Source organism: Lysinibacillus sphaericus (assembly GCF_002982115.1).
Classification (GTDB): Bacteria; Bacillota; Bacilli; order Bacillales_A; family Planococcaceae; genus Lysinibacillus; species Lysinibacillus sphaericus.
Window position 1 is genome coordinate 2,980,051 of sequence record NZ_CP019980.1, and the last position, 20,660, is coordinate 3,000,710.

General features: G+C 36.1%; 24 protein-coding genes and 2 riboswitches. Of the genes, 6 read left to right on the forward strand and 18 right to left on the reverse strand.

Annotated features, from left to right (window positions below; genetic code table 11):
* Positions 1–45: 45 nt before the first annotated feature.
* The 6 genes from ribH to LS41612_RS15050 form a co-directional block, all read right to left on the reverse strand.
* On the reverse strand, positions 46–513 hold the full coding sequence (gene ribH, locus LS41612_RS15025; RefSeq protein ID WP_024363337.1) for a 6,7-dimethyl-8-ribityllumazine synthase: 468 nt from the start codon (positions 511–513) through the stop codon (positions 46–48).
* Positions 514–530: 17 nt separating this feature from the next.
* Complete coding sequence (ribB, locus tag LS41612_RS15030; RefSeq protein WP_051147754.1) at positions 531–1,163, reverse strand: 3,4-dihydroxy-2-butanone-4-phosphate synthase; 633 nt, start codon at positions 1,161–1,163, stop codon at positions 531–533.
* A gap of 56 nt (positions 1,164–1,219) precedes the next feature.
* A complete protein-coding gene (ribE, locus tag LS41612_RS15035; RefSeq protein WP_024363335.1) occupies positions 1,220–1,858 on the reverse strand; it encodes a riboflavin synthase in 639 nt (212 codons plus the stop codon).
* 190 nt (positions 1,859–2,048) lie between these two features.
* A riboswitch (FMN riboswitch) is annotated at positions 2,049–2,174 on the reverse strand.
* A gap of 120 nt (positions 2,175–2,294) precedes the next feature.
* Positions 2,295–2,420, reverse strand: a riboswitch (FMN riboswitch).
* A 105-nt stretch (positions 2,421–2,525) separates the two neighbouring features.
* Entirely contained in the window at positions 2,526–3,314 is a 789-nt protein-coding gene (locus LS41612_RS15040; RefSeq protein WP_024363334.1) for an ABC transporter permease, read from the reverse strand.
* Positions 3,311–4,216, reverse strand: coding sequence for an ABC transporter ATP-binding protein (locus tag LS41612_RS15045; protein ID WP_024363333.1), 906 nt, complete (start codon positions 4,214–4,216; stop codon positions 3,311–3,313). The genes LS41612_RS15040 and LS41612_RS15045 overlap by 4 nt, the downstream gene beginning before the upstream one ends.
* The gene (locus LS41612_RS15050) at positions 4,200–4,451 is read right to left on the reverse strand and encodes a PLD nuclease N-terminal domain-containing protein (protein WP_024363332.1); all 252 of its coding nucleotides are present in this window, start codon (positions 4,449–4,451) and stop codon (positions 4,200–4,202) included. Before LS41612_RS15050 ends, LS41612_RS15045 begins: the two co-directional genes overlap by 17 nt.
* A gap of 291 nt (positions 4,452–4,742) precedes the next feature.
* On the opposite strand from LS41612_RS15050, the gene LS41612_RS15055 reads away from it, so the two are divergent.
* Together LS41612_RS15055 and LS41612_RS15060 are read left to right on the forward strand one after the other, a co-directional pair.
* Entirely contained in the window at positions 4,743–5,123 is a 381-nt protein-coding gene (locus tag LS41612_RS15055) for a GntR family transcriptional regulator (protein ID WP_024363331.1), read from the forward strand.
* Positions 5,124–5,308: 185 nt separating this feature from the next.
* Positions 5,309–5,926 carry an HAD-IA family hydrolase gene (locus LS41612_RS15060; RefSeq protein WP_024363330.1) on the forward strand — a complete coding sequence of 206 codons (618 nt, stop codon included), beginning with the start codon at positions 5,309–5,311 and terminating at the stop codon, positions 5,924–5,926.
* A 108-nt stretch (positions 5,927–6,034) separates the two neighbouring features.
* Here LS41612_RS15060 and LS41612_RS15065 read toward each other — a convergent pair whose 3' ends face one another.
* Both LS41612_RS15065 and LS41612_RS15070 read right to left on the reverse strand, forming a co-directional pair.
* Entirely contained in the window at positions 6,035–7,000 is a 966-nt protein-coding gene (locus LS41612_RS15065) for a VanW family protein (protein ID WP_029747297.1), read from the reverse strand.
* Between the two features lie 272 nt (positions 7,001–7,272).
* Complete coding sequence (locus tag LS41612_RS15070) at positions 7,273–7,653, reverse strand: DUF3997 domain-containing protein (protein WP_024363328.1); 381 nt, start codon at positions 7,651–7,653, stop codon at positions 7,273–7,275.
* 548 nt (positions 7,654–8,201) lie between these two features.
* On the opposite strand from LS41612_RS15070, the gene LS41612_RS15075 reads away from it, so the two are divergent.
* Positions 8,202–9,398: a winged helix-turn-helix domain-containing protein gene (locus LS41612_RS15075; RefSeq protein WP_024363327.1), complete on the forward strand. Its 1,197-nt coding sequence runs from the start codon at positions 8,202–8,204 to the stop codon at positions 9,396–9,398.
* Positions 9,399–9,599: 201 nt separating this feature from the next.
* Here the strand turns inward: LS41612_RS15075 and LS41612_RS15080 are convergent, their stop codons facing one another.
* From LS41612_RS15080 to LS41612_RS15095, 4 genes are all read right to left on the reverse strand, one after another.
* Positions 9,600–12,173, reverse strand: coding sequence for an ABC transporter permease (locus LS41612_RS15080; protein WP_024363326.1), 2,574 nt, complete (start codon positions 12,171–12,173; stop codon positions 9,600–9,602).
* Entirely contained in the window at positions 12,173–12,859 is a 687-nt protein-coding gene (locus tag LS41612_RS15085) for an ABC transporter ATP-binding protein (RefSeq protein WP_024363325.1), read from the reverse strand. The genes LS41612_RS15080 and LS41612_RS15085 overlap by 1 nt, the downstream gene beginning before the upstream one ends.
* An 80-nt stretch (positions 12,860–12,939) precedes the next feature.
* Entirely contained in the window at positions 12,940–13,929 is a 990-nt protein-coding gene (locus LS41612_RS15090; protein WP_024363324.1) for a sensor histidine kinase, read from the reverse strand.
* On the reverse strand, positions 13,916–14,602 hold the full coding sequence (locus tag LS41612_RS15095; RefSeq protein WP_024363323.1) for a response regulator transcription factor: 687 nt from the start codon (positions 14,600–14,602) through the stop codon (positions 13,916–13,918). Before LS41612_RS15095 ends, LS41612_RS15090 begins: the two co-directional genes overlap by 14 nt.
* A gap of 335 nt (positions 14,603–14,937) precedes the next feature.
* Between LS41612_RS15095 and LS41612_RS15100 the strand changes: the two genes are divergently transcribed.
* From LS41612_RS15100 to LS41612_RS15110, 3 genes are all read left to right on the forward strand, one after another.
* Entirely contained in the window at positions 14,938–15,135 is a 198-nt protein-coding gene (locus LS41612_RS15100; RefSeq protein ID WP_024363322.1) for a DUF6980 family protein, read from the forward strand.
* A 79-nt stretch (positions 15,136–15,214) separates the two neighbouring features.
* On the forward strand, positions 15,215–15,409 hold the full coding sequence (locus LS41612_RS15105) for a hypothetical protein (protein WP_024363321.1): 195 nt from the start codon (positions 15,215–15,217) through the stop codon (positions 15,407–15,409).
* 311 nt (positions 15,410–15,720) lie between these two features.
* Positions 15,721–15,975 carry a hypothetical protein gene (locus tag LS41612_RS15110; protein ID WP_024363320.1) on the forward strand — a complete coding sequence of 85 codons (255 nt, stop codon included), beginning with the start codon at positions 15,721–15,723 and terminating at the stop codon, positions 15,973–15,975.
* A gap of 381 nt (positions 15,976–16,356) precedes the next feature.
* Here the strand turns inward: LS41612_RS15110 and LS41612_RS15115 are convergent, their stop codons facing one another.
* The 6 genes from LS41612_RS15115 to LS41612_RS15140 all read right to left on the reverse strand — a co-directional run bounded on the left by LS41612_RS15115 (position 16,357) and on the right by LS41612_RS15140 (position 20,659).
* A complete protein-coding gene (locus tag LS41612_RS15115) occupies positions 16,357–17,586 on the reverse strand; it encodes a glutathionylspermidine synthase family protein (RefSeq protein WP_029747295.1) in 1,230 nt (409 codons plus the stop codon).
* 8 nt (positions 17,587–17,594) lie between these two features.
* Entirely contained in the window at positions 17,595–17,879 is a 285-nt protein-coding gene (locus tag LS41612_RS23545) for a hypothetical protein (RefSeq protein WP_233433802.1), read from the reverse strand.
* 188 nt (positions 17,880–18,067) lie between these two features.
* The gene (locus LS41612_RS15125; protein ID WP_024363317.1) at positions 18,068–18,466 is read right to left on the reverse strand and encodes a DUF350 domain-containing protein; all 399 of its coding nucleotides are present in this window, start codon (positions 18,464–18,466) and stop codon (positions 18,068–18,070) included.
* Between the two features lie 15 nt (positions 18,467–18,481).
* Positions 18,482–18,814 (reverse strand): hypothetical protein, encoded by a 333-nt coding sequence (locus LS41612_RS15130; RefSeq protein ID WP_024363316.1) that lies wholly within the window; start codon positions 18,812–18,814, stop codon positions 18,482–18,484.
* A 203-nt stretch (positions 18,815–19,017) separates the two neighbouring features.
* A complete protein-coding gene (locus LS41612_RS15135; RefSeq protein WP_024363315.1) occupies positions 19,018–19,815 on the reverse strand; it encodes a DUF2705 family protein in 798 nt (265 codons plus the stop codon).
* A gap of 46 nt (positions 19,816–19,861) precedes the next feature.
* Complete coding sequence (locus LS41612_RS15140) at positions 19,862–20,659, reverse strand: ABC transporter permease subunit (protein ID WP_024363314.1); 798 nt, start codon at positions 20,657–20,659, stop codon at positions 19,862–19,864.
* Position 20,660 lies beyond the last annotated feature (1 nt).

The window sequence follows — 20,660 nt, forward strand, 5'->3', positions numbered from 1 at the left end:
AATGTCCAAAAAATTATGCAATAAATTTTACGACCATGCATCCTTTTAGCCAATCATTTTTTGTAAATTAGCCATTTCAATTGCAGACATCGCTGCATCATAACCTTTATTGCCAGACTTTGTTCCAGCACGTTCAATCGCTTGTTCAATATTTTCAGTTGTGACAATACCAAAAATCACTGGTACATTTGTCGAAAGCGATACGTTTGCAATGCCTTTAGCTGATTCGTTACATACATAATCATAATGCGTTGTAGAGCCACGAATAACTGTACCTAGACCTATAATGGCATCATATTTTTTCGTTTCAGCTAGTTGCTTTGCGATAAACGGTACTTCAAATGCACCTGGTACCCACGCAACATCTATTAAATCATCGTCTACACCATGACGCTTTAGCCCATCTAATGCACCACTTAATAATTTACTTGTTATAAATTCATTAAAACGACCAACGACCACCGCTATTCTTAAATCATTGCCAATTAATTGTGCTTCAAATGTTTTGCCCATCATTTCATTCTCCTCTTTTACATAGTAAGTGAATTTTCTATTTGCATATGTTGACGACGGTATGTTGCTAAAGCGTCAATCGAAATCATTTTTAATTTATGTTTTTTTGCATATTTCACTAAATCATCAAAGCGTAACATTTCCCCATCATCGCCCATAATTTCACATATCACGCCAGCTTGTACACTGTTGCAAAGTTTAGCCAAATCGATAGTAGCTTCCGTATGCCCTCGACGCTCTAATACCCCATTGTCTTTTGCTATTAGCGGAAAAACATGTCCAGGTCTACGGAAATCCGATGCTTGTGCATGTGACGCTAGCATTTTTTGAATCGTCAAAGCACGTTCAAACGCACTAATGCCTGTTGTTGTCTCTTTATAATCAATACTGACAGTAAACGCTGTTTGGTGATTATCAGTGTTATCTACGACCATTGGCTGCAACGCTAATTTTTGTGCAAGCTGCTGTGAAATGGGTGTACAAATAAGCCCCCTACCATATTTCGCCATAAAATTAATCGTTTCTGGTGTCATGAACTCTGCAAGGGCCAGTAAATCTCCTTCATTTTCACGGTCTTCATCATCCACGACAACAATCATATTGCCCTGTTTTAAATCGGCAATCGCTTCTTCAATTGAATGTAGCAACATTGCCACCTCCTAATAGATATCACTTTATAAATTATGTTTTTTCTTTCTATAGCAGGTTAAAAACCATGCTTCGCTAAGTAATCTTTTGTAATAGTCGACGATTGCTGACTACCCTTTAGCTGGTGAATAATGTATTTGCCTACTAAATCGGTTTCGATATTGACTAGTGCCCCAACATTTTTAATTCCTAGTACGGTTTCTTTGTATGTGTGTGGAATAAGCGATACTGTGACACTGTTTTTTTCAACATGAAAGAGCGTTAAACTCGTTCCATCAATTGTGATTGACCCTTTAGGAATACAATAGCTCGTTAAGTCTTCTGAAAGTTCGATCTCAATATAGACCGCATTTGCCATTGGACGTTTACGTAAAATTTTCCCTACACCATCTACATGCCCTGAAACAAAGTGGCCACCAAATCGTCCATTGGCTGGCATTGCACGCTCTAAATTGACCGCATTTCCAACAGTTAGTTGCTGTAAATTCGTCGCTTTCACTGTTTCAGGCATTACATCCATTGTTAGCTCTTGGTCATTATAATGAGTTACTGTCAAACAAACCCCATTTACGGCTATACTATCCCCAAGCTTCACATCCGCCACTATTTTGGGCGAAATCACCGTTATTTCCATACTTCGCCTATCGCTTTGCAAGGTTTTTACTGTACCAATATCCTCAATAATACCTGTAAACAATTTTCCACCTACTTTCTTAACCCTATGTCGTAAACCTTTTGATAGTGATTATTTTAATTCCCCTTTCATTTTTTATAATCGAAACAAACAAAAAACCCCTTTCACATAAAAGGGGTTTGGGAGTACTTGTACATAAGACGTCACGAAATAAACCTAGTGGATACAAAAATTTTCCACAGGCTGCCATCTCATTGTTCTTCTCCCATCCAGACTATCACTGTCGGTTTTGGATTTGCACCAAATCAGCTTGCGCTCACGGACTTTGAATTGCTTCATCACCGCCGATTGGGAATTTCACCCTACCCCGAAGAACAGATATTTATTCAATTTTTGCCTAAATAAAAAACTTCCCAACAGAAGCGATGGGAAGTAGTATGCTATATAAGCGTAGCCAAATAGACCTTTTAAAGTCATACGAATTTAAAAAGCTTATACTTTCACCCTTCTCCCATCCAGACTGTAACTGTCGGTTTTGGATTTGCACCAAATCAGCTTGCGCTCACGGACTTTGAATTACTTCATCACCGCCGATTGGGAATTTCACCCTACCCTGAAGGATATATTATTTAGTTACTTCATACGATAACATTATTTTAATAGATTATCCACCTAAAATTTTTTCATGCCTGCATGCTGATAACTGATTTTGTCAAAAAATTATACTTTATTAATTTTTATGGTATTTCTTCTCCGAAATCCAATAGTGCGAAATTGTTACAGTTAAAGTAATCCATATGAACGTTATCACCATATTTCCATACAGTTGTGCATCCATTGAACCCGTTATTAATACCATCATTGCTTGTTGACTCATGCCAGCAGGATTCACTAAATCAATTATTGGATGTAAACCACTAATGATTTTCAACAGTAGCAAGCAAACAATACTAATTAAAGCTATAACGCCCTGTCCATTAAAAATAGTACTGACCATCGCAGTAAAAGAAATCATAAAAAGTACCCATACTAAGTATAATCCAAGCGCTAATATCATCGTAAGAAATGGAATATTACTAAACAAGAAATTTACATAAACGTAAGATACAAAATAGCCAAATGTCACACTAAGTGCTACAAATGAGAAATTAGAAAAAAGTTTTCCACCGATATAGGATCCTACCTTTACAGGCCTTGTTAATATAAAATCAAGCATTCCATTCGCTTTATCTGACTGAATAATGCCCATAATGGCAATAGCAATTACCATAATGCCTAACTGATCAAATTGGGAGCCTAGAGTTGCCGCCATTACTTGTGCTCCATCCTGCTGCATCATTGCAGGGTCAATGGTAATACCTTGATTTCCACCAAGCACTGTTAAAATTGATGGTAAATAGTATGTGACAACTGGTTGTGTTGCGCCTAAAAACATAAAAACAAGAGGTAACCAAAGTATCTTAAACTCACGAAACATTTGTACATATTCTTTTCTCGTTAAAATAAATAAAGATGTCATACACTCACCACCATCTTTAAAAAGATTTCTTCTAATGTCTCACTGCTTCCAACTTCAAATTTAACGATATCCATGTTGTTGTCCATCGCATCACGAATCAACCTATCTTTATTTTGCTGAATATTATCGAGGGTAATCTTCGCCTTCTTACCCAATACTTCAACATTTTTAACATATGGGAGCTTTTCAATGATTTGCACCCAAAGCATATTATGTGATGCCAATTCAAGATGCACAACCGCATCATGATTGTTAGTTAATTTATCTAATGTCGTATCTTCAATTTTTTCACCTTTTTTCATAATGACAAAGCGTTCACATATTTCTCCTGCATCACTTAAAATATGAGTAGATAATAGGATAGTCGTTTCATGTTTAATTTCTTGTATTAAATTTAAAACCTCTCTCCTGCCTATTGGATCTAATGCCGATACAGGCTCATCCATGACAATAAAAGATGGCTTATGTAACAGTGTTTGGGCAATGCCAAGCCTTTGCTTCATTCCCCCGGAAAATGTTTGAACTTTCTCATGTTGTTCATTTATAAGTCCAACTTTTGTTAAAATAGCTGGCACTTCCTCCGTAAGCTCTTGTTTTGTTATGCCAGATAACTGTCCCATAAAAAAGAGTGTTTCTGTAGCTGTCATCCAATGAAAGAAATCAGGATATTGTGGAAGGTAACCAATTTCTTTTTTCATGGTTGAAATTTTTTTCCCATCTAGTAGGACTTCTCCTTTATCCGCATATAAAATATCTGCAATAATTTTGATTAACGTAGACTTTCCAGCACCGTTAGGTCCAATAAGCCCTACACATTGTCCAGTTTCAACCACCATCGAGAAATTATTGACTGCTGTCTTTGCCTTAAATGTTTTAGTCACCCCTTTAATTTCTAACTTCATGATGTTTCGCTCCTTTTCGCCCAATAGTGAAATATAAAATTGGACCAATGGTATTAAAAAATAAAATAATGATTGTCCACAACACAACATTTGATCGTGCATTTCGGTGTCGATACAAATCAATTAATGCAACAAGGATAAGGATGAAACCAACCATCATAAATGGCAATATAACCTGTAATACAGCCAACCAATCAATGTCATTCAATTCATCTAACCCATAGTGAAGTTTCAATAAAAACGCTCCTCTCAACATTCATTATCATTACTAATAATGATAACATTAACACACATTTTTTGGAATTGCACTTGTTATTTTATTAAATGATATGCTACAGTCAATATTATCTATAATGATAATATTATCATTATAGATAATTATTTTTACATTGATTTCACTGCCAATATTGTTAAAAGGAGAAAATCGCGTGAAAGTGCAACGGATAAGAATGAAAATTAGTCAAACTCAAAAAGAAATTCCTATTACGCCGATTTCAGCTAATTTATTTATTTTAGGGGGAATACTATGCTACCTATTCATATAGATACAAATAGCCCATTGCTATTATATAAGCAAGTCGGAAATCAATTAATTGAACAGATTGCAAAAGGGCATATTCAAGACAATGAAATGCTTCCTTCCATTAGAAATATGGCGCAAGATATTGGAATCAATATACATACTGTTTCAAAAAGCTATCGTGAACTTGAGAAAAAAGCGATTATCAAGATGGAAAATCGCTTGAAAGCAACAGTTATCGCTCGTTCAAATCGACGGTTAGACGAAAACCAATTACATAATCTCGAACTTTCTATAAAAAACATGATAATGGAAGCTTATGTAATAGGTTATAGCAAGAAACAAATCAAACAATATATCACAAAAGTATTAGACCAAGTGCAGTAATTTACCTGCTAAATAGGTAAGGTATTAATGCCTGTTTTGTATTCTTCCCTCCATAATGTATGAATCAGATAGTGTATACTAATTCATTTCTTTTTTTCCGCATTCATGTCATCATGAACGAATGACTATATTGATTTAAGTATTATGAATGGTAAAGCCAAATACCCTTTAAGGAGAAAAATACAATGAAACATATAATATTTGATTTTGATGGCACACTTGCGGATTCCACGGCAGTGTTTGCATCTGTATGGAATATGATTGCTAAAAAACATGCATTCAAAGAAGTACAGTTAGAAGATATTGATGCACTAAAAAAATTATCGATTGCTGAACGAAGTAAATTATTTAATTTCCCTTTACACAAACTACCTACTATACTCCCGCAATTTTATCGTTTATATCAGCAATCATTACAAGATGTTCATTTATTTCACGGTATGAAAGAGGTCATACAGGAACTTGATAAGAAAGGATATACAATTGCCATTATTTCCTCCAATTCAAAAGATAATATTTTGGCGTTTTTACAAACTAATGGTATCGACCATGTGTCCGAAGTACTTTGTTCGAGCCGTATTTTTGGTAAAGATAAAGTGATAAAAAAATATTTAAAACAAGCCAATTTAAAAACATCCGATGTTTTATATATTGGGGATGAGCAACGCGATATCGTCGCCTGCAAAAAAGTAGGTATTCCAATTATTTGGGTTGGTTGGGGGTATGATGCCATTGAGATTGTCCAATCCGCAGAACCCGATTACAAAGTATTTACTCCTGCAGAAATACTAACTATTATTTAAGGTTTATGAACTCTATCACCACTGCCTAGGCTCTAAAAAAAAGACACTCTTTATAAGTGTCTTAAAATACAAGAGAAGTTGATTATTATTCCTACATCAACTTCTTTCTTATTGTGGGGGAAGCTTTGTTAAAATTTCTTGGTATTTTTTTGCTGTCCTTATTTCCACTGTCAGAAAATCTTGTCCATAGGTCGCCTTAATTAAAAATGGTACATCACTGGTGTTTTGAAATCTAAAATCTAAGCCACCATAGGACACCGTTGCATCTCTGCCCTTTGGAACATATCCTACATCTAATGAATGATGGTGTCGCTCCACAAATTTAATCGGGAGTTGATCGACTGCATTAAACAATGTTGAAGATGTTTGGCAAATCCCCCCACCAATGCCCATAACAAGCTTTTTATTAATAATTTCAGGTGCGGGCTGATAGCCATTCGCTTCATCTCTAGGGCCTACAACAGTATTAAACGAAAAAGTATCTCCGCTACCAACAATCACATTGTGAATGGCTTTTGCTGAAAGTTCAATATTTTTATTTCTTCCAACATCCGCTCCATTGAAGTAGGTTGTATAAGAAGCCACTACAACATCTTCTAAATAGGGTATGTCTTCAAAATAATAGCCACTTTCAGTAATATACAGTGGCATTTCTACTGTGCCACCCGTTGCTGATGCTGCCATAATTTTTTCTACCAATTCACTTTCTTTTAAAATAACTAATGGACTACCTTTTATAATCCGACCATTGTCATCGACTTTATCAAGCATCATTCGCTTATCAAAACCAACTTTTGTTTCTGTGCCTCTCGCTAATTGTTGTGCCAATTGTTCAATGTTCTTTTTATACAAGACTGGGTCTGTTTCAAAGCCTAATTCTATGGGCGATACGATGTGGATGATTTCTTTAGATTGTGGATTAACAATTTCAACCACTACAGGACCTACTTCCTGCTCTTTGTCATGCGTGTACATAACAGATTGTTGCACGTCGTCTTTTTCAATTTGTTCGTGCTTTATTTTATCCTGACAACCTACTAAAGCCATTACACTGCCTAAACAAAATACAACCATCCATTTTTTCAAGTTTAAACACCTACCTCCGACTTACTTACAGCAACATCTTATTCGACTCGTTAAGATAGTGTGTTTCTTTTCTTAGATTTTTATTGATGTATATCCAATTGAAAAATGTTTTTTTGCACAGCTTAAGGAAAAAACACCCCACAAAAGTTTAGATACTTACTTTTGTGGAATGCTTTTGTGTAAATAAGTTTGTCATTATCACATAATACTTATGTAACTTTCTGGACAATAAGATAACAATTATACATGTTTATATTTAATTATTGTATATCTTCTACCAATTTCAATTCTAAGTTAGTAATATCATACTCTTTTATTTTTTTTTGAAAGTCATTAAGAATAAAAGGTCCTTCTACATATTCATCTTTAACATTTAAAATCCAGTAAAAATACTCTTCATTAGGGTAAGCCTGCTGTTTTGCAATTATGTAATCTTTATTCCAACCAACTTCTACAACTTTTGCAGGAATAACATTCTCATCCCACATTCCTTCACCATTCTTACTTTTAGGTGCAATCGTAATATTATGACTTGAAGTTCGCAAAAGTGAATAATTCCCAGATAAGTTAATACTATAATCTCCTAAACCGGCACAACCACTTATGAATAAACAAATCAGAATTACTATCCATCTTTTCATAATAACCTCCATCTCTAAAATTTCGTTCTCAAAAATCTTTATTAAGTAACATCAAACAATAGACTGAACAATGAGAGTTTTAATTTATTTATAAAATAATTGATTTTTCTTTATATTTCAACAATTTTGTATATTGATTTTTTATTTTTTACAAACGATTTTTACAGCAATTTACTCTATTAAAAATCTATCTCTTTTAGAATTCCATATATAAAATCACATTTCCTATGGTAAAAAACAAAAGGATAGTACATTATTTGGTCTTTTCTCACTCATCCACCAAACGGAACATACGTTTGTTTATTTTCACTGTATTCTGTATAATAAAACAGAAATGGTGCTAAGAGAAGAAGTTTGGAAGTATTAGGGATGATGTTTTAATGGCATTTGCAGTAGCTAGAAGGAACATTGCAAGTATGCCAAATTAGAATAAGCTATTTTGTAAGAAGCATGCTACACTGACTATCCGTAAAAAGATTTCACTTCACGGTTTCGTTTTTTGTTCTCCACTCTCCTGAATTACACTAAAACTAGAGGTAGGTGCATAGATGATTCACTTAACAAACCGCCAGGCACGGCAATTTCTGTTGTTGAAACACGGACTTTTGGACGACTATAAATTTAGCGGGAAACGGGGTGTATTGGACTTTACTCGACAAGCTGGTTGTATTCAATACGACCCCATCGATGTTTGCGGAAAGAATGCCGAATTGGTGTTGCAGTCCCGAATCAAAGAATTTACTAAAGGAATGCTCGCCGATTTGCTGTATGTGGAAAGAAGCCTTGTCGATTATCCCGACAAGAACCTCTCTATTATCACTGTTGAAGACTGGCCGTATTTTGAACGCTATAGGGAAGCCGCCCGACAACATGCCAAACGCTATCCCGAAATGGAAGCGTTGACAACGCTAGTACGGGCTCATATCCAAAATCATGGTGCACTAAGTTCGGATGATTTAAAATTGGATGGAGATTTCTCTTGGCAATCAGCCATTCACTGGAGTAGCGGAAACAATCCATCTCGCTCAGTACTGGAACAGATGTATTCAACGGGGGAGTTGATTATCCATCATAAAAAGGGCAGCCGTAAATATTACGATTTAGCCAAGAAGTACATACAGCCGAATCTGCTGACTGCATCAGAGCCCCTAGTTGATGAACTTGCGCATTATAAGTGGCGGGTACTACGTCGAATCGGCTCGGTCGGTCTCTTATGGAATCGTGCGTCAGATGCATGGTTGAATATTTGGGGGTTGAAAGCAGCACAACGCAAAGAGGTTTTTAGCCAGCTATTGCAGGAAGATCGTATTGTTGCCATTACTGTGGATCAAATGAAGGATATGCTGTATTGCCTTGCGGAGGATTTACCGCTTATTGAAGTGGTTTTGCAAAATCCAGAACCAAAATGGCGTTGCGAGCTGATTGCGCCGCTCGATAATTTCCTTTGGGACAGAAAACTAATTACCGCATTGTTTAACTTTGATTATACGTGGGAGATATACACACCTGTAAGCAAACGAAAATTCGGCTACTATGTGCTCCCCCTCGTATATGGCGAACGCTTCATTGGACGAGCTGAGATTATCGCGGAGAGAAAAACTGGCACACTCGTTGTTAAAAACATCTGGTATGAGAACGGTGTGAAGCAAACAACTCAATTGCGTACAGCTTTGAACAATTGTCTCAAAAAATTTGCTCACTTCAACGGGTGTGAGACCATGTCAGTAGAATATTTGAACGAATAGCCATAATTTTGTGCAGTATAGGAAGATATGCCATTGTTTATGTGCAACCATTTATCGTTGCCAATTGTCATTTTCACCATAGTCTCTCCCCTACTATTAGACAACAAATTGTTACAGAGTCGGATTTCCAAAGTAAAAACGGCGGTTCTGAAAGATTCAAAACTGCCGTTTAGGTCTATAGCTATTCGCTACGTTTTAAAATTAATTCATATCATCACGCAGTGCATCGACGATATTTTCTTTTTTAATTATGCGAAGTGCGTACATTGTTGTAATAAATATGACAAGGAATACCCCCAGTACACTAATGCCCATACTGCTCCAAGGGAATGTGAATGCAACTTCCGCTCCACCGATAAACATCCCTTTATAGATTAGCCAAGCTAAAATACCTGAAATAGGGAGTCCAAATAGTAATGTTTGGAACCCATAAAGAACACATTCAAAGCGCATCATCTTATTGAAATCACGATTGGACATACCAACTGAGCGAAGCATTGCAAGCTCTCGTCTACGTAATCGAATATTCGTAGAAATGGTGTTAAACACATTGGCGATTGCAATAAGTGACATCATTATGACGAAAACAATGGTGAACAAATCAATGATGAAGATAATATTGCGGTTCTGGTCAAATATTTCATTGGCATTGTATATCGAATATTCGTATGAGGTTTCTTCCGATTCGATTATTTTTTTCATTTCATCAACTGACTGCGATGCATCCTTTGATAGGAACGTTAAGCCCCAATCCATCGGAACATCAGCTAGTGCCCATGTATCGATTAATTGATATGGTGCAACAATCATAAACGTGTACGGTCTTACTTCAGACGGTAACTTTGGTAATGGATCGACAGGATACGTATCGACAAATGTAATCGTTACATTTCGCTCTTCATTTAAGATTGCGCTAGTATTTACGTTTGGTGTAATATCTAAATTCATCGACTGTTTTGTAAACATATCTATTATGTTGTCTTTTTCCGATGCAGTAGCCGTTTTATTTTTCACTTTGGCAACGGCAATGACTTTCGCATTTTCCCCTGTATATTCAGCTATATCTAAACCTAAGCTTTTAATAAAATCTAGGTAAACACTATCCTCTAAAAACTGCATGTCTAGCGGTACATCAATCGTCTTATCGAGCTCAACATAACCTGCTGCTTGACGGTAGTCTGCTGAGAAATCATGTAAGTTAATTTTACTTGCATATTCCATCATGGATTGATAAGAGCCTTTATAAACCCCATCTACATTTTGTAGTTTGTCAAATAGCTGAAATGAATCGTTTTCTTTCATGTTCTCACTAAAGAACATAATATCGTAATCCGTATTGACAACGGATGACTCTGCAGCCTGCTGGAGCGTTGTTTTAAATGCGCTAGACGATACAAACATCACTACACTTAATATAAGTGATAGGACGATACTGCGATATCGTCTTTTGTTTCGTTTAAAGTTTTTAAGCGCAAGTGTGCGTTCTAAGCCGTAAATACGCTCCATCCATTTAGACGTATTAATGGCTTTTGATTCCACTTTAATTTCATTTGTTTGACGAATACAAGCCATAACTGGAGTATTAGCAGCTTTGCGTGCTGGGATATAAGCTGAAATTAAAATGGTCATCAAACTAATAACGACTGTGGCGATTATGATAGGTATCGAAACGGTCAAAGTTAATGGTACATTATCATAGGCAATATTTTCAAAATTTTTCGACACAAGAGAAAGAACACCTTTGATACTTGGGATGCCAACTAGCACACCGATTGGTATACCAACAGCACCAATACATAGTCCTTCAAATAATACAGAATTTCGCAATTGTTTTGCCGTTGCACCTACTGACATCAAAATTCCATATTGTCGCATACGTTCGTTTAACGAAATGGAAAAGGCATTGTATATAAGGAAAACTGAACCGAGCATAATTAAGGCAACTAACATGCCACCAATTGAGTAGAGTAGACGATTAAATATTTTATCATTTGACAGACCCATAAATCGTAACACGTTGTCATTTGTAACAAATTGATGTTCAGTTGCGAATTCATCTGCATAATCATGTACTTTACGAGGACTTTTCATTTTAATAAAGGTACTAAAGCTACTCGCTTTTTTCATAGCATTAGTTGTTGTAATTAATGTATAACCAGGTGCCTTTACCTCTTCGAATCCAGGTCGTTTGAATGTCCCAACGACTGTATAGTGTTTCTTACGCTCAGCTACAAAGCTTTCTGGATTAGTTGAAAGATAAGGGTCATATTGTGAGAGCTGTTTATCCTCGCTTATACGTCTTCCAACATTCAATGCAAGGGTATTACCTACAGAAATCGTCACGCCCCCATTTTCCTTAAGGTGCGAAGGAATGAGAATTTCCGTGTTATTTTTAGGGTATCGACCAGCAGTAAGTGTTATTGGTAAATGGGCATACGTGTCTTGGTCAAAGCCAGCAATAAAGAGATACGGCTTGTTGACGTTTTTACCTCCCTCCAGTTTGGCATAACCAATGTTTTCAAAGGTAATGGTATTGGCTATTCGATTATCTTCATTTTGTTGTTCGATAAATGTAGCGTCAACATCAGAAAATCCAACGTGCCAATCGCCATATTTTATTATCGAGCCATTAATCATGTAGTTTTGTAGGGATGTCGCAAAGGTCGTAACGCCTGTAATCATCGCTGCAGATAAAATAACGCCAATAATGGTCACAATCGTTCGCGTGCGGTTTTTTAGTAAACTTTGCAAGGCGACTTTATTGAAAATATTCATTATCTTGCCACCCGTTTCTCATCTCGAATAACTTTGCCATCAGACATGGAAATAATCCGATCCGCTTGTAAGGCGATATTTTCATCGTGCGTGACTACAATCAGCGTTTGCTGATATTTTTCGTGGCTGGATTTTAACAAACGCATAATTTCATGCCCATTTTTGCTATCTAAACTACCTGTAGGTTCGTCAGCTAACATTACGGCTGGCGCGTTCATCAGTGCACGTCCAATCGCAACGCGTTGCTGCTGACCACCTGATAGTTGATTTGGTAAATGGGTTTTTCGGTCTTCGAGGCCAAGTAAGTTTAATAAGTCCATTAATCGTTCTTCATTCACTTTACGTCGATCCATCAAAATCGGTAATGTAATATTTTCTACGACATTTAACGTAGGAATAAGGTTATGAAATTGATAAATCAGACCAACTTCTCGACGACGGAAAATTGCCAGTTTTTCATGATTTTGAGCATACACATCTTGTCCGTTCAAGTAAATTTTTCCGCTTGTCGGTACATCTACGCCAGCTATTGCATGTAGTAATGTCGATTTACCTGAGCCAGATGAACCGATAATGGCAGTAAATTCCCCTTTTTCTATCGTAAGTGAAACATTGTCCAATGCTGTCACTTGATTTTCACCTTGCCCATATGTTTTGTATAAGTTTTCAATTTTTAAAAACTCCATTATGTGAGCCTCCTTTTGTGCTGTACCCTTATAATAGAATTTTTAACTTACATCCTCGTGACTCTAAAGTGAGAGATTCGTCACTTTGGGAAACGAATAGAAAAAATTGCGCCACCTTGCGGATGATTTTTGGCACTAATAGTTCCCCCTTGGCGCGTAATAATGGTTTTGCAAAGCGCTAGGCCAATGCCATATCCTGTCGTGCTCGTATTTTTCCCACGGTAAAATCGTTCAAATAAGTAGGGCACATCTTCTTTTTTAAAACCTGGTCCACTATCATGCAAGGTGATTTCTGTATACAGTATATTTTCCTGACAAACAATTTGAATCGTCCCGTTATTGCCTATACTCTCTATGCAATTTTTTAAAATGTTTTGAATGGCCTCTGAAAGCCAACCGAAATCTCCATGAATAACTAGTCTGTCCGCTGTATTCACTTGAGGTGTAATATTATGTAAATCCATCGACATAAGAAATGGATGAAGCGAATCCTTTATTAAGGTTGTGACATCCAATGGTTTCATTTTGAAATTTACAATATCTGCATCTAAACGTGATAATTTTAACAGAGAGGTTAATAGCCAATCCATTTGTACAAATAATTTTTGAATATCCCATAGCAACGTTTTACGCTCATGTTCCTCTGGATTGTTTTTCAGTAAAGATACAATCAAATTCGCTGAAGTTAGTGGTGTACGTAGTTGGTGTGCAATATCGGCTAGTGAATCAGCTAGATATATTTTCTCTTTTTTCAGTGCTTCATTTTGTTCTCGTATGCGAAGCGTCATTTTAGTAATTTCATTTTGTAAAATAGACAGTTCGCCTTCTTCTGCATTACTAATAAACAAATGATCTGTATTATGCAGCACTAAATTTATTTGCTCCGAAATTTGTGTAATCCTTTGATAATGCGCTTTTGTAAATAGGAAAAATAAGGTACCAAATGTAGCACAAGTAAAAAGTATTAATAGGCCAGCTACGGGCTGAATAGTAAAGCCTAAAATGGCGGTAATGATTGTGATGCCGGTAAATAAAAGTGTAAATTGTCGAATCTCCCTATTCCGCAACATGGCTAGCTCCTAGGCGATAACCTGTACCACGAACAGTTAAAATGTATCGCGGGTTGCCAGGTTCTGTCTCAATTTTTTCTCTTAGGCGTTTTATATAGACGGTTAGGGTATTGTTCGTTACAAACTCGCCGGATGCATCCCATAATTCGTCCAATAGCCTGTCGCGCGTGATAATACTTTTAGGGTTATTTATAAACACTAATAGTAATCGGTACTCAAGCGCAGAAAGAAAAACTTCTTGCCCATCCTTTTTGACAACGCCACTCGTTGGATCAACATGAAGGTCCCGCATTTCAAAGACAACTGGAGAATGGCCGTTTTTTCGTAATGCTGTTCCAATTCGAGCAATCAATTCACGTGGACGAAAAGGTTTAGTAACATAGTCATCAGCCCCTATGTTCAGCCCCGTTACAACACTGCCTTCATCGCCAGAAGCTGTTAGAAAGATTACTGGAATGTTCTGAGTTTGCTTGATATCCGTACAGACTGCAAAGCCGTTGCCATCAGGAAGTGAAATATCAAGCAATGCCAAGTCATATTTCTGCGCAGCAAGCATGAGTATGGCTTCTTTTTGCGTCGCAGCATGGGTGATGGTAAATCCTTCAGAGCGGAGTAAAAGAGCGAGGTTTTTCGCAATTTCCAAATCGTCTTCAACTAAAAATATATGTTTCATTTATTATCACCAACCTTTATTAGCATATTTTGTATTTTTAATATATAGATTTTCTGTTTCAATCGGACCATAATCCATACTTCAACACCTCTGAAATTGATTTCAAGAGAAATCATACCATGTATCTAAATGAATCCGTACAGACTATAAAGTTTTTGCATTCAATTAAGCTATGGTACCTGTCACACACTTTTCATGGATTACGTCGCACTTATGCAACGTTTCGATTAAAATAGACAATGATTGGAACTCTGCAGTGTTGAAACGAACCTATCCAATAAAGGCGCCAAGTGTGCCGAAATCGGGTCCGTTTACTTTAGGAAAAGAGGTTGAATATGACGAAACAACATTGTTGTGAGTATATGGATTACCATGCAAATTTCAAATGTGACATGCATATCGATCCATTTGATTGTCCTGACAAAATAATCATTTTTTCGGATAAAGATAATACATACGGTTTGATTATTCATGATGGCGGTTCTTCAAGTATAGCAATTGAATTCTGTCCATGGTGTGGTTCTAAATTATAGTTAGTTGTTGGTGCATCTGTTTATCGAATACATGAATAGTAGAATCAGATACTGAAATTGTATTGAGGGAGAGTTATAAATGAAAAAAATTAGAGCAATATTTATTGGCGATGTCAGATTTGACCAATGTCCAGTGTTTGAACTTAATGTTGAAACAAATTATTTTGAAATGCTGATTGATAAAGAACTTAGATATGAAAAAGAAGTTGTAGAAGAAGATAATGATTTTTTAGTTTTTGAAATAGAAAACGATGTCGCAACATTGATTAAATAAAATTATGGCATTTCACAATGGTGAATATAATTTTCGAAAAAACGTTGCGAATATAAATATGAATAATCTATACCTTCACTCGTCTAGCATGTTTAACTAACGATTTTAATAGCGGTTTTGGACTTCCTCACGTCTTGTAAATATTAGATGTTTGGGGTAGTTCCCAACGTAAATATAAAAACCAATATTCGTTATATTAAGTAAATAATGTTATATTTAATTCATAAAGTAATTGAATACTATGCATGAAGGTGCTCCTCACACAAGCCTGCTTAATTAATAAACTTATTGATTTAAAGGGGGTTACATTTTTGAACAAAAATATATTAGGCGTTTTATCAGTTTTGACAGTAGCAATAAGTATCATTTTTTTCTTTATAATCAGAGGACCTAACGCAAACTTAACTTTGGGTATAAATGTGTTTACAGTGCTTTCTGTACTAGGCATTATCTTTGCTATCTTATCTAAAAAACTATCGTTTATTATTACAGGAATCTTGTTAAATGGTGCCGTGTTAGTATTTGTTTATTTTCTGTTGCTTGCAGTAGGAATTAGTGAACCATAAAAAATAAACGTCAAGAAAATGGCGTGATTGTTGTATATCCTCTTTCCTGATTCGGCTAACGTGTACTTAAATTTTAAGGATTTATAACATTTACATAAATAAACCTACTAACGTTCCCAAATACTGTTACGTTAGTAGGTTTATAATGAATATAAAATGGTTTTAGGAGTTACTTATTTATATCTTTCGAAATGGAATAAAACTAAAGACGATTTGCGTTCAAGAGTGGATTTTCAGTTCATTCATAATAGACGTGCGCATGACCGGCTGGCAGAGCCGTCATGACTTTGATACTCTCTATTCTCGCTAGCTTAGGAGAACTTCCGTTGAATTCAACTCACACTACTTTAAGTGCATTGCTTCCTCTTCTTTTAAAATCGTTCAGAACCCAAACTTCTCACTTTTTATTCCAATTGGCAAGTAATACGATAAATTGTTTGTAATCATTCCACCGATGCGTAAACCAATTGCGCTTGGCTTTCCGCTAATTAAAAAGCTACCAACCAATATGTCTCCTGTTTGTTTGCCTTTTTCACTGTGAAATGTTGTTTTTGGTTGCTCGATATATTGCTGATACACCTTTGTATAGTGATGATAAGATTTTTGTGCATCCGCCTTTAGTAAATGTCCATCTGCTTCATAAATCTCTATCGTATCCCCTTCACGACCGAATACAGGTTTTTTTACATAGCGCAGCCCTTTGTCCATAAATGGGCTTTCTTCTAAATAGGTAGGTAACAAATAATCGGCAATCCACTCATGCTCTTCAGCAGAAAAAAATTCATTTCCTTCCTCGTGCAAGCCCCAAATGACAGCTTGTACCGCTTTGTTTTGTAGTAAAAAAGCAGAGGGTGGGTTGATAATCGTTAACAAATTTTGTTCAACTAACTCTAATAGCCACAAGCCGATTTTATTTTGTGCTTCATCCTCGTCTAGAATTAAATTTTCAATCGGAAACGTTTGACGATACAGGACATCGATTTGCTTCCCTTCCTCATCAAATAACCCGACACCTCTTTGAATTTGTAATTGATGCAACGGCGTAAATTTGGCTCCAGATATAAATTGCATTAAGTAAAGCGTTGTATAGTAGTCTTCTATATTTTGTTCATGCGCAGTAAAGACGATATGTGTTTTTTGAGAACATTTATTTTGTTTAACGCTTTCCTGAATCAAATCTTTTAAAACCTGCTCCGCATCAGCATTCGGATTTTCCATTGCGAACGCATGACAAATGCGTTCGTTGACAAAAAATAATTCCTTAATAAACGTCGGTGTATCTGCATTCATTTCAATACATTTATAGCTACCGTTATGTGGAATAAAGTCAAAGCGCGCAATTACGCTTTCAACCTCCATCGTTTTTAAACGAAGAAAATGGAGCGTTTCTTCCGGATAACCCATTTCAAGTAATGTCTCATTGGATACGTTGCGTAATAAATGAGCCGTTTTAAAAAAAATTTTACCCGTTCGTTCCGTTGCTAACCGAATCTTTTCAACTTCTTCCTCTGTTATTTCATACATATCATAAAGGGCATATTCCTCGTCATATAAATCGGCCCAAAACTGTTCAATTTGCGTATAAAACTGTTGGCGCTCGCTTTTATACATGAAACCATTCAGCTCACTTTCAATTCCGTTACATAAATCACATAAACGCCACGGTCCTCGTCAATTTCAGTAGAAGTAACAAGCATTTGTCCGATATTAGGAATATCTACAACATTCTTTAATAAATAGCGAATAACTTCAGTATGTGTCTCACAAGGGATACGTAAGAGCAATGGATAATTTTCACGTTCATTTGGAATTCTAAATTCGATATGTATGCCTCGTTCACGAAAGCTTCGCTCATCCTCACCTGATAAATTACGGCCCATCTCTCTTAATACAAGTACTTCCACATTCCCTTCCATCTCATTCGATATAAGCTCATATTGTATACCTTGCATGATAAAATATGTACAAAGCTGTCGCGCATAAAATTCATCTAGGCCAACATTGGGTTCCATATATTCAAAAAACGGCTCAAAATATCCATTTCCTTTATCAATATAATAAATTAACTCCTTCAGAGCTACCCCTCCTCAAACTAATATGATAAACATTTCGCAACAATCCAACCAACTGCTAATGATAACGATAATAAAATTGTTCCAACTGCTCGATTGTCTTCTTTAATCGCTTTTTGAATGCTAAAACGAATCGTTATTAGTTCTGCTATGAAAAACACAACGACTTGCGCTACAATGCCGATTGCACCCCAAATAACCATATCTATTAATGAAATCGAATACTCTACAGCCGCCCCTAATACGATGGCTAAGCCGATTACTTTACCACCTAATAGCATCGCAGCACTTACATTTTTTTGCGCGATTAATTGGAACTCTTTAATTTTTGGTGTACTTAGCGTAAATAGCAACATACCGATTACTAATAAACTAATAGATACACCTAGATATGATAAAAAATTTAAATACACATTCATATTTTTCGCCCTCTCTTATCCTCCGAAACTTTTTAATCCACTGCCAAACCCTGAGCTGGATCGCCCTGCTTTAGAGCTGGTACTGCTTTTATAATTTTTGTAGTCGCTGCTACTCTTTAACGCTGACTTGGTATTATAATAGCTTCCCCCGTAATAGTAGGCTCCATAATGCCCTGAACGACTTTCATCACATTGCCATACGCCCTCTTCCTCTGACCAATCCCAGTCATTACAGCTTTCATCTGTTGGCTTTGATGGTAAGCTACTTGTTGATGTGTCACAACCAGCTAAGCTTAACGTTAAGGCTGTTGCTGATATACCAACCATCATTTTTTTCGTTTTCTCCATTTCTATGAGCCTCCATTTCCTTTCCTACTTTAACGTACGAAAGAAGAACGAGAAAAGATTCAAAAAATTTAACATCGTATAAATCTTGGAAAAAAAGTGAAACTGCAATCATCGGAAAATTCACTAGTATAGTTTTTTTTGCAATGTTAACTATCTTTGTGATTTTTCCCATGAAAAAAAGACCGCAAATGATGGTCTTTTAACTAAACATTCAAATCTCTTTTTTTATAATAAACATAGGTTATGACCAAAAATGATAGAATCAATATTAGGGAGATTACGACAAAGCTTACATCTAGCCCACCGCCATACATTACATTTTTCGCTTCAAAATATTTAAATGGTGTAAAATATCTTATTCCTTTTATACTCTCATTCAGATCAATAATCATTGATAACATATACATAAGTAAGAGAATTCCAGTAGCCACTGATGCAGCCGTTTTTGGTTTCTTCTTTACAGCAGCAGTGGCACTGCCAATAACCATAAACAACACCTGCAAAATGAACATTGCTACCATTAAGATTGCAATTTCACTATTCACCGCTTCGCCATCGCTGTATTTCCCTAAAAGAATAATAGACGAAACGAATGTTGCGAGATTGAAGATCACAATATTTATCAACGCAGCCAATAGCTTGGCTGTAATAACTTTACTTCTAGATACTGGTTTAACGAATAAAAACTCAGATGTTTTATCTCGCTCTTCTTTGGCAATAATGGTCGCTCCGAGCATGACTGCATGAATAGTTGCCATTAACACTAAATAGAGAAAAAGCATACCATAGTAGCCGCTAGCTTTCGTTAAATCCAAATCATTGAAACCTAATACAGCCCGTAGCGATTTTGGCATATCTGCCATCAATTTATTTATCGATTGGCCCGATGACGAATACGCTTCATATTTAGTCATTCCTGATGCCACCATCAGGAAAACACCGATGCTCCAAAATATGAGTGATTTTCGATGAGACTTCAATTCTTTTAAAAATATATTCATTACCGAACCCCCTCCATTTCGCTTTCTACAAGTAAAGTTAACATTTTTAAACCGCATGGATATCCTTCTTACTATAGACAACATAACTAGTTGCAATTGCAAGAATAATAATCACTGCACCAGCAATTAAAAATGTTGTTTCATAGCTGGAATGCTTTATGATATAAGCGGTGTCGAAGTATTTAAACGGCGAAAAATAACGTTTCACTTCATCACCAGTCGTATCGCTGAACATTCCGACAAAGTAAAAAGCAAAGACGGTAGCAAGTGAGACGGTCAGCACAGATTTAATCTTTTGGACAATAACGGAAATGATTATTCCTAAGGATAGGAATATCAGCTGAATAAAGAATATTGTAAGTGAAAGCAGCAAGAAAATTTTTAAGCTAAAATCATCAGTCTGAACTTGTAATGCCACAAAGCTAGCGGCAGCGAAATAAAAGATATTCGTCACGACAATCGAAACGAAGGCTGCTAATAATTTAGCTGTCAAGATTTTTGTACGGGTAACAGGCTTCGTTAGCAAAAAGTCCGCTGTTTTTTCACGGACTTCCTTATTGATAATGGACGTGCCGAGATTCATCGCCTGGATTGCTGCGCAAAGAGTAATAAACGATAACGGGAAACTATAGAATCCTAAAATAGTAAAAAAATTTTCTTGATTAAACCCCATTGCATTTCTGATCGCCTCTGGATAGTTTTCAACGATTTTCATAAAACCCTTTGCATCTTCAGCAAATGTAGAATACATTGACATAAAAATAATCATAATGGCAATTAACGATAGCGACCAAATAATTGTAGACTTTCGATACGTTTTCAATTCATGTATAAAAATATTCATT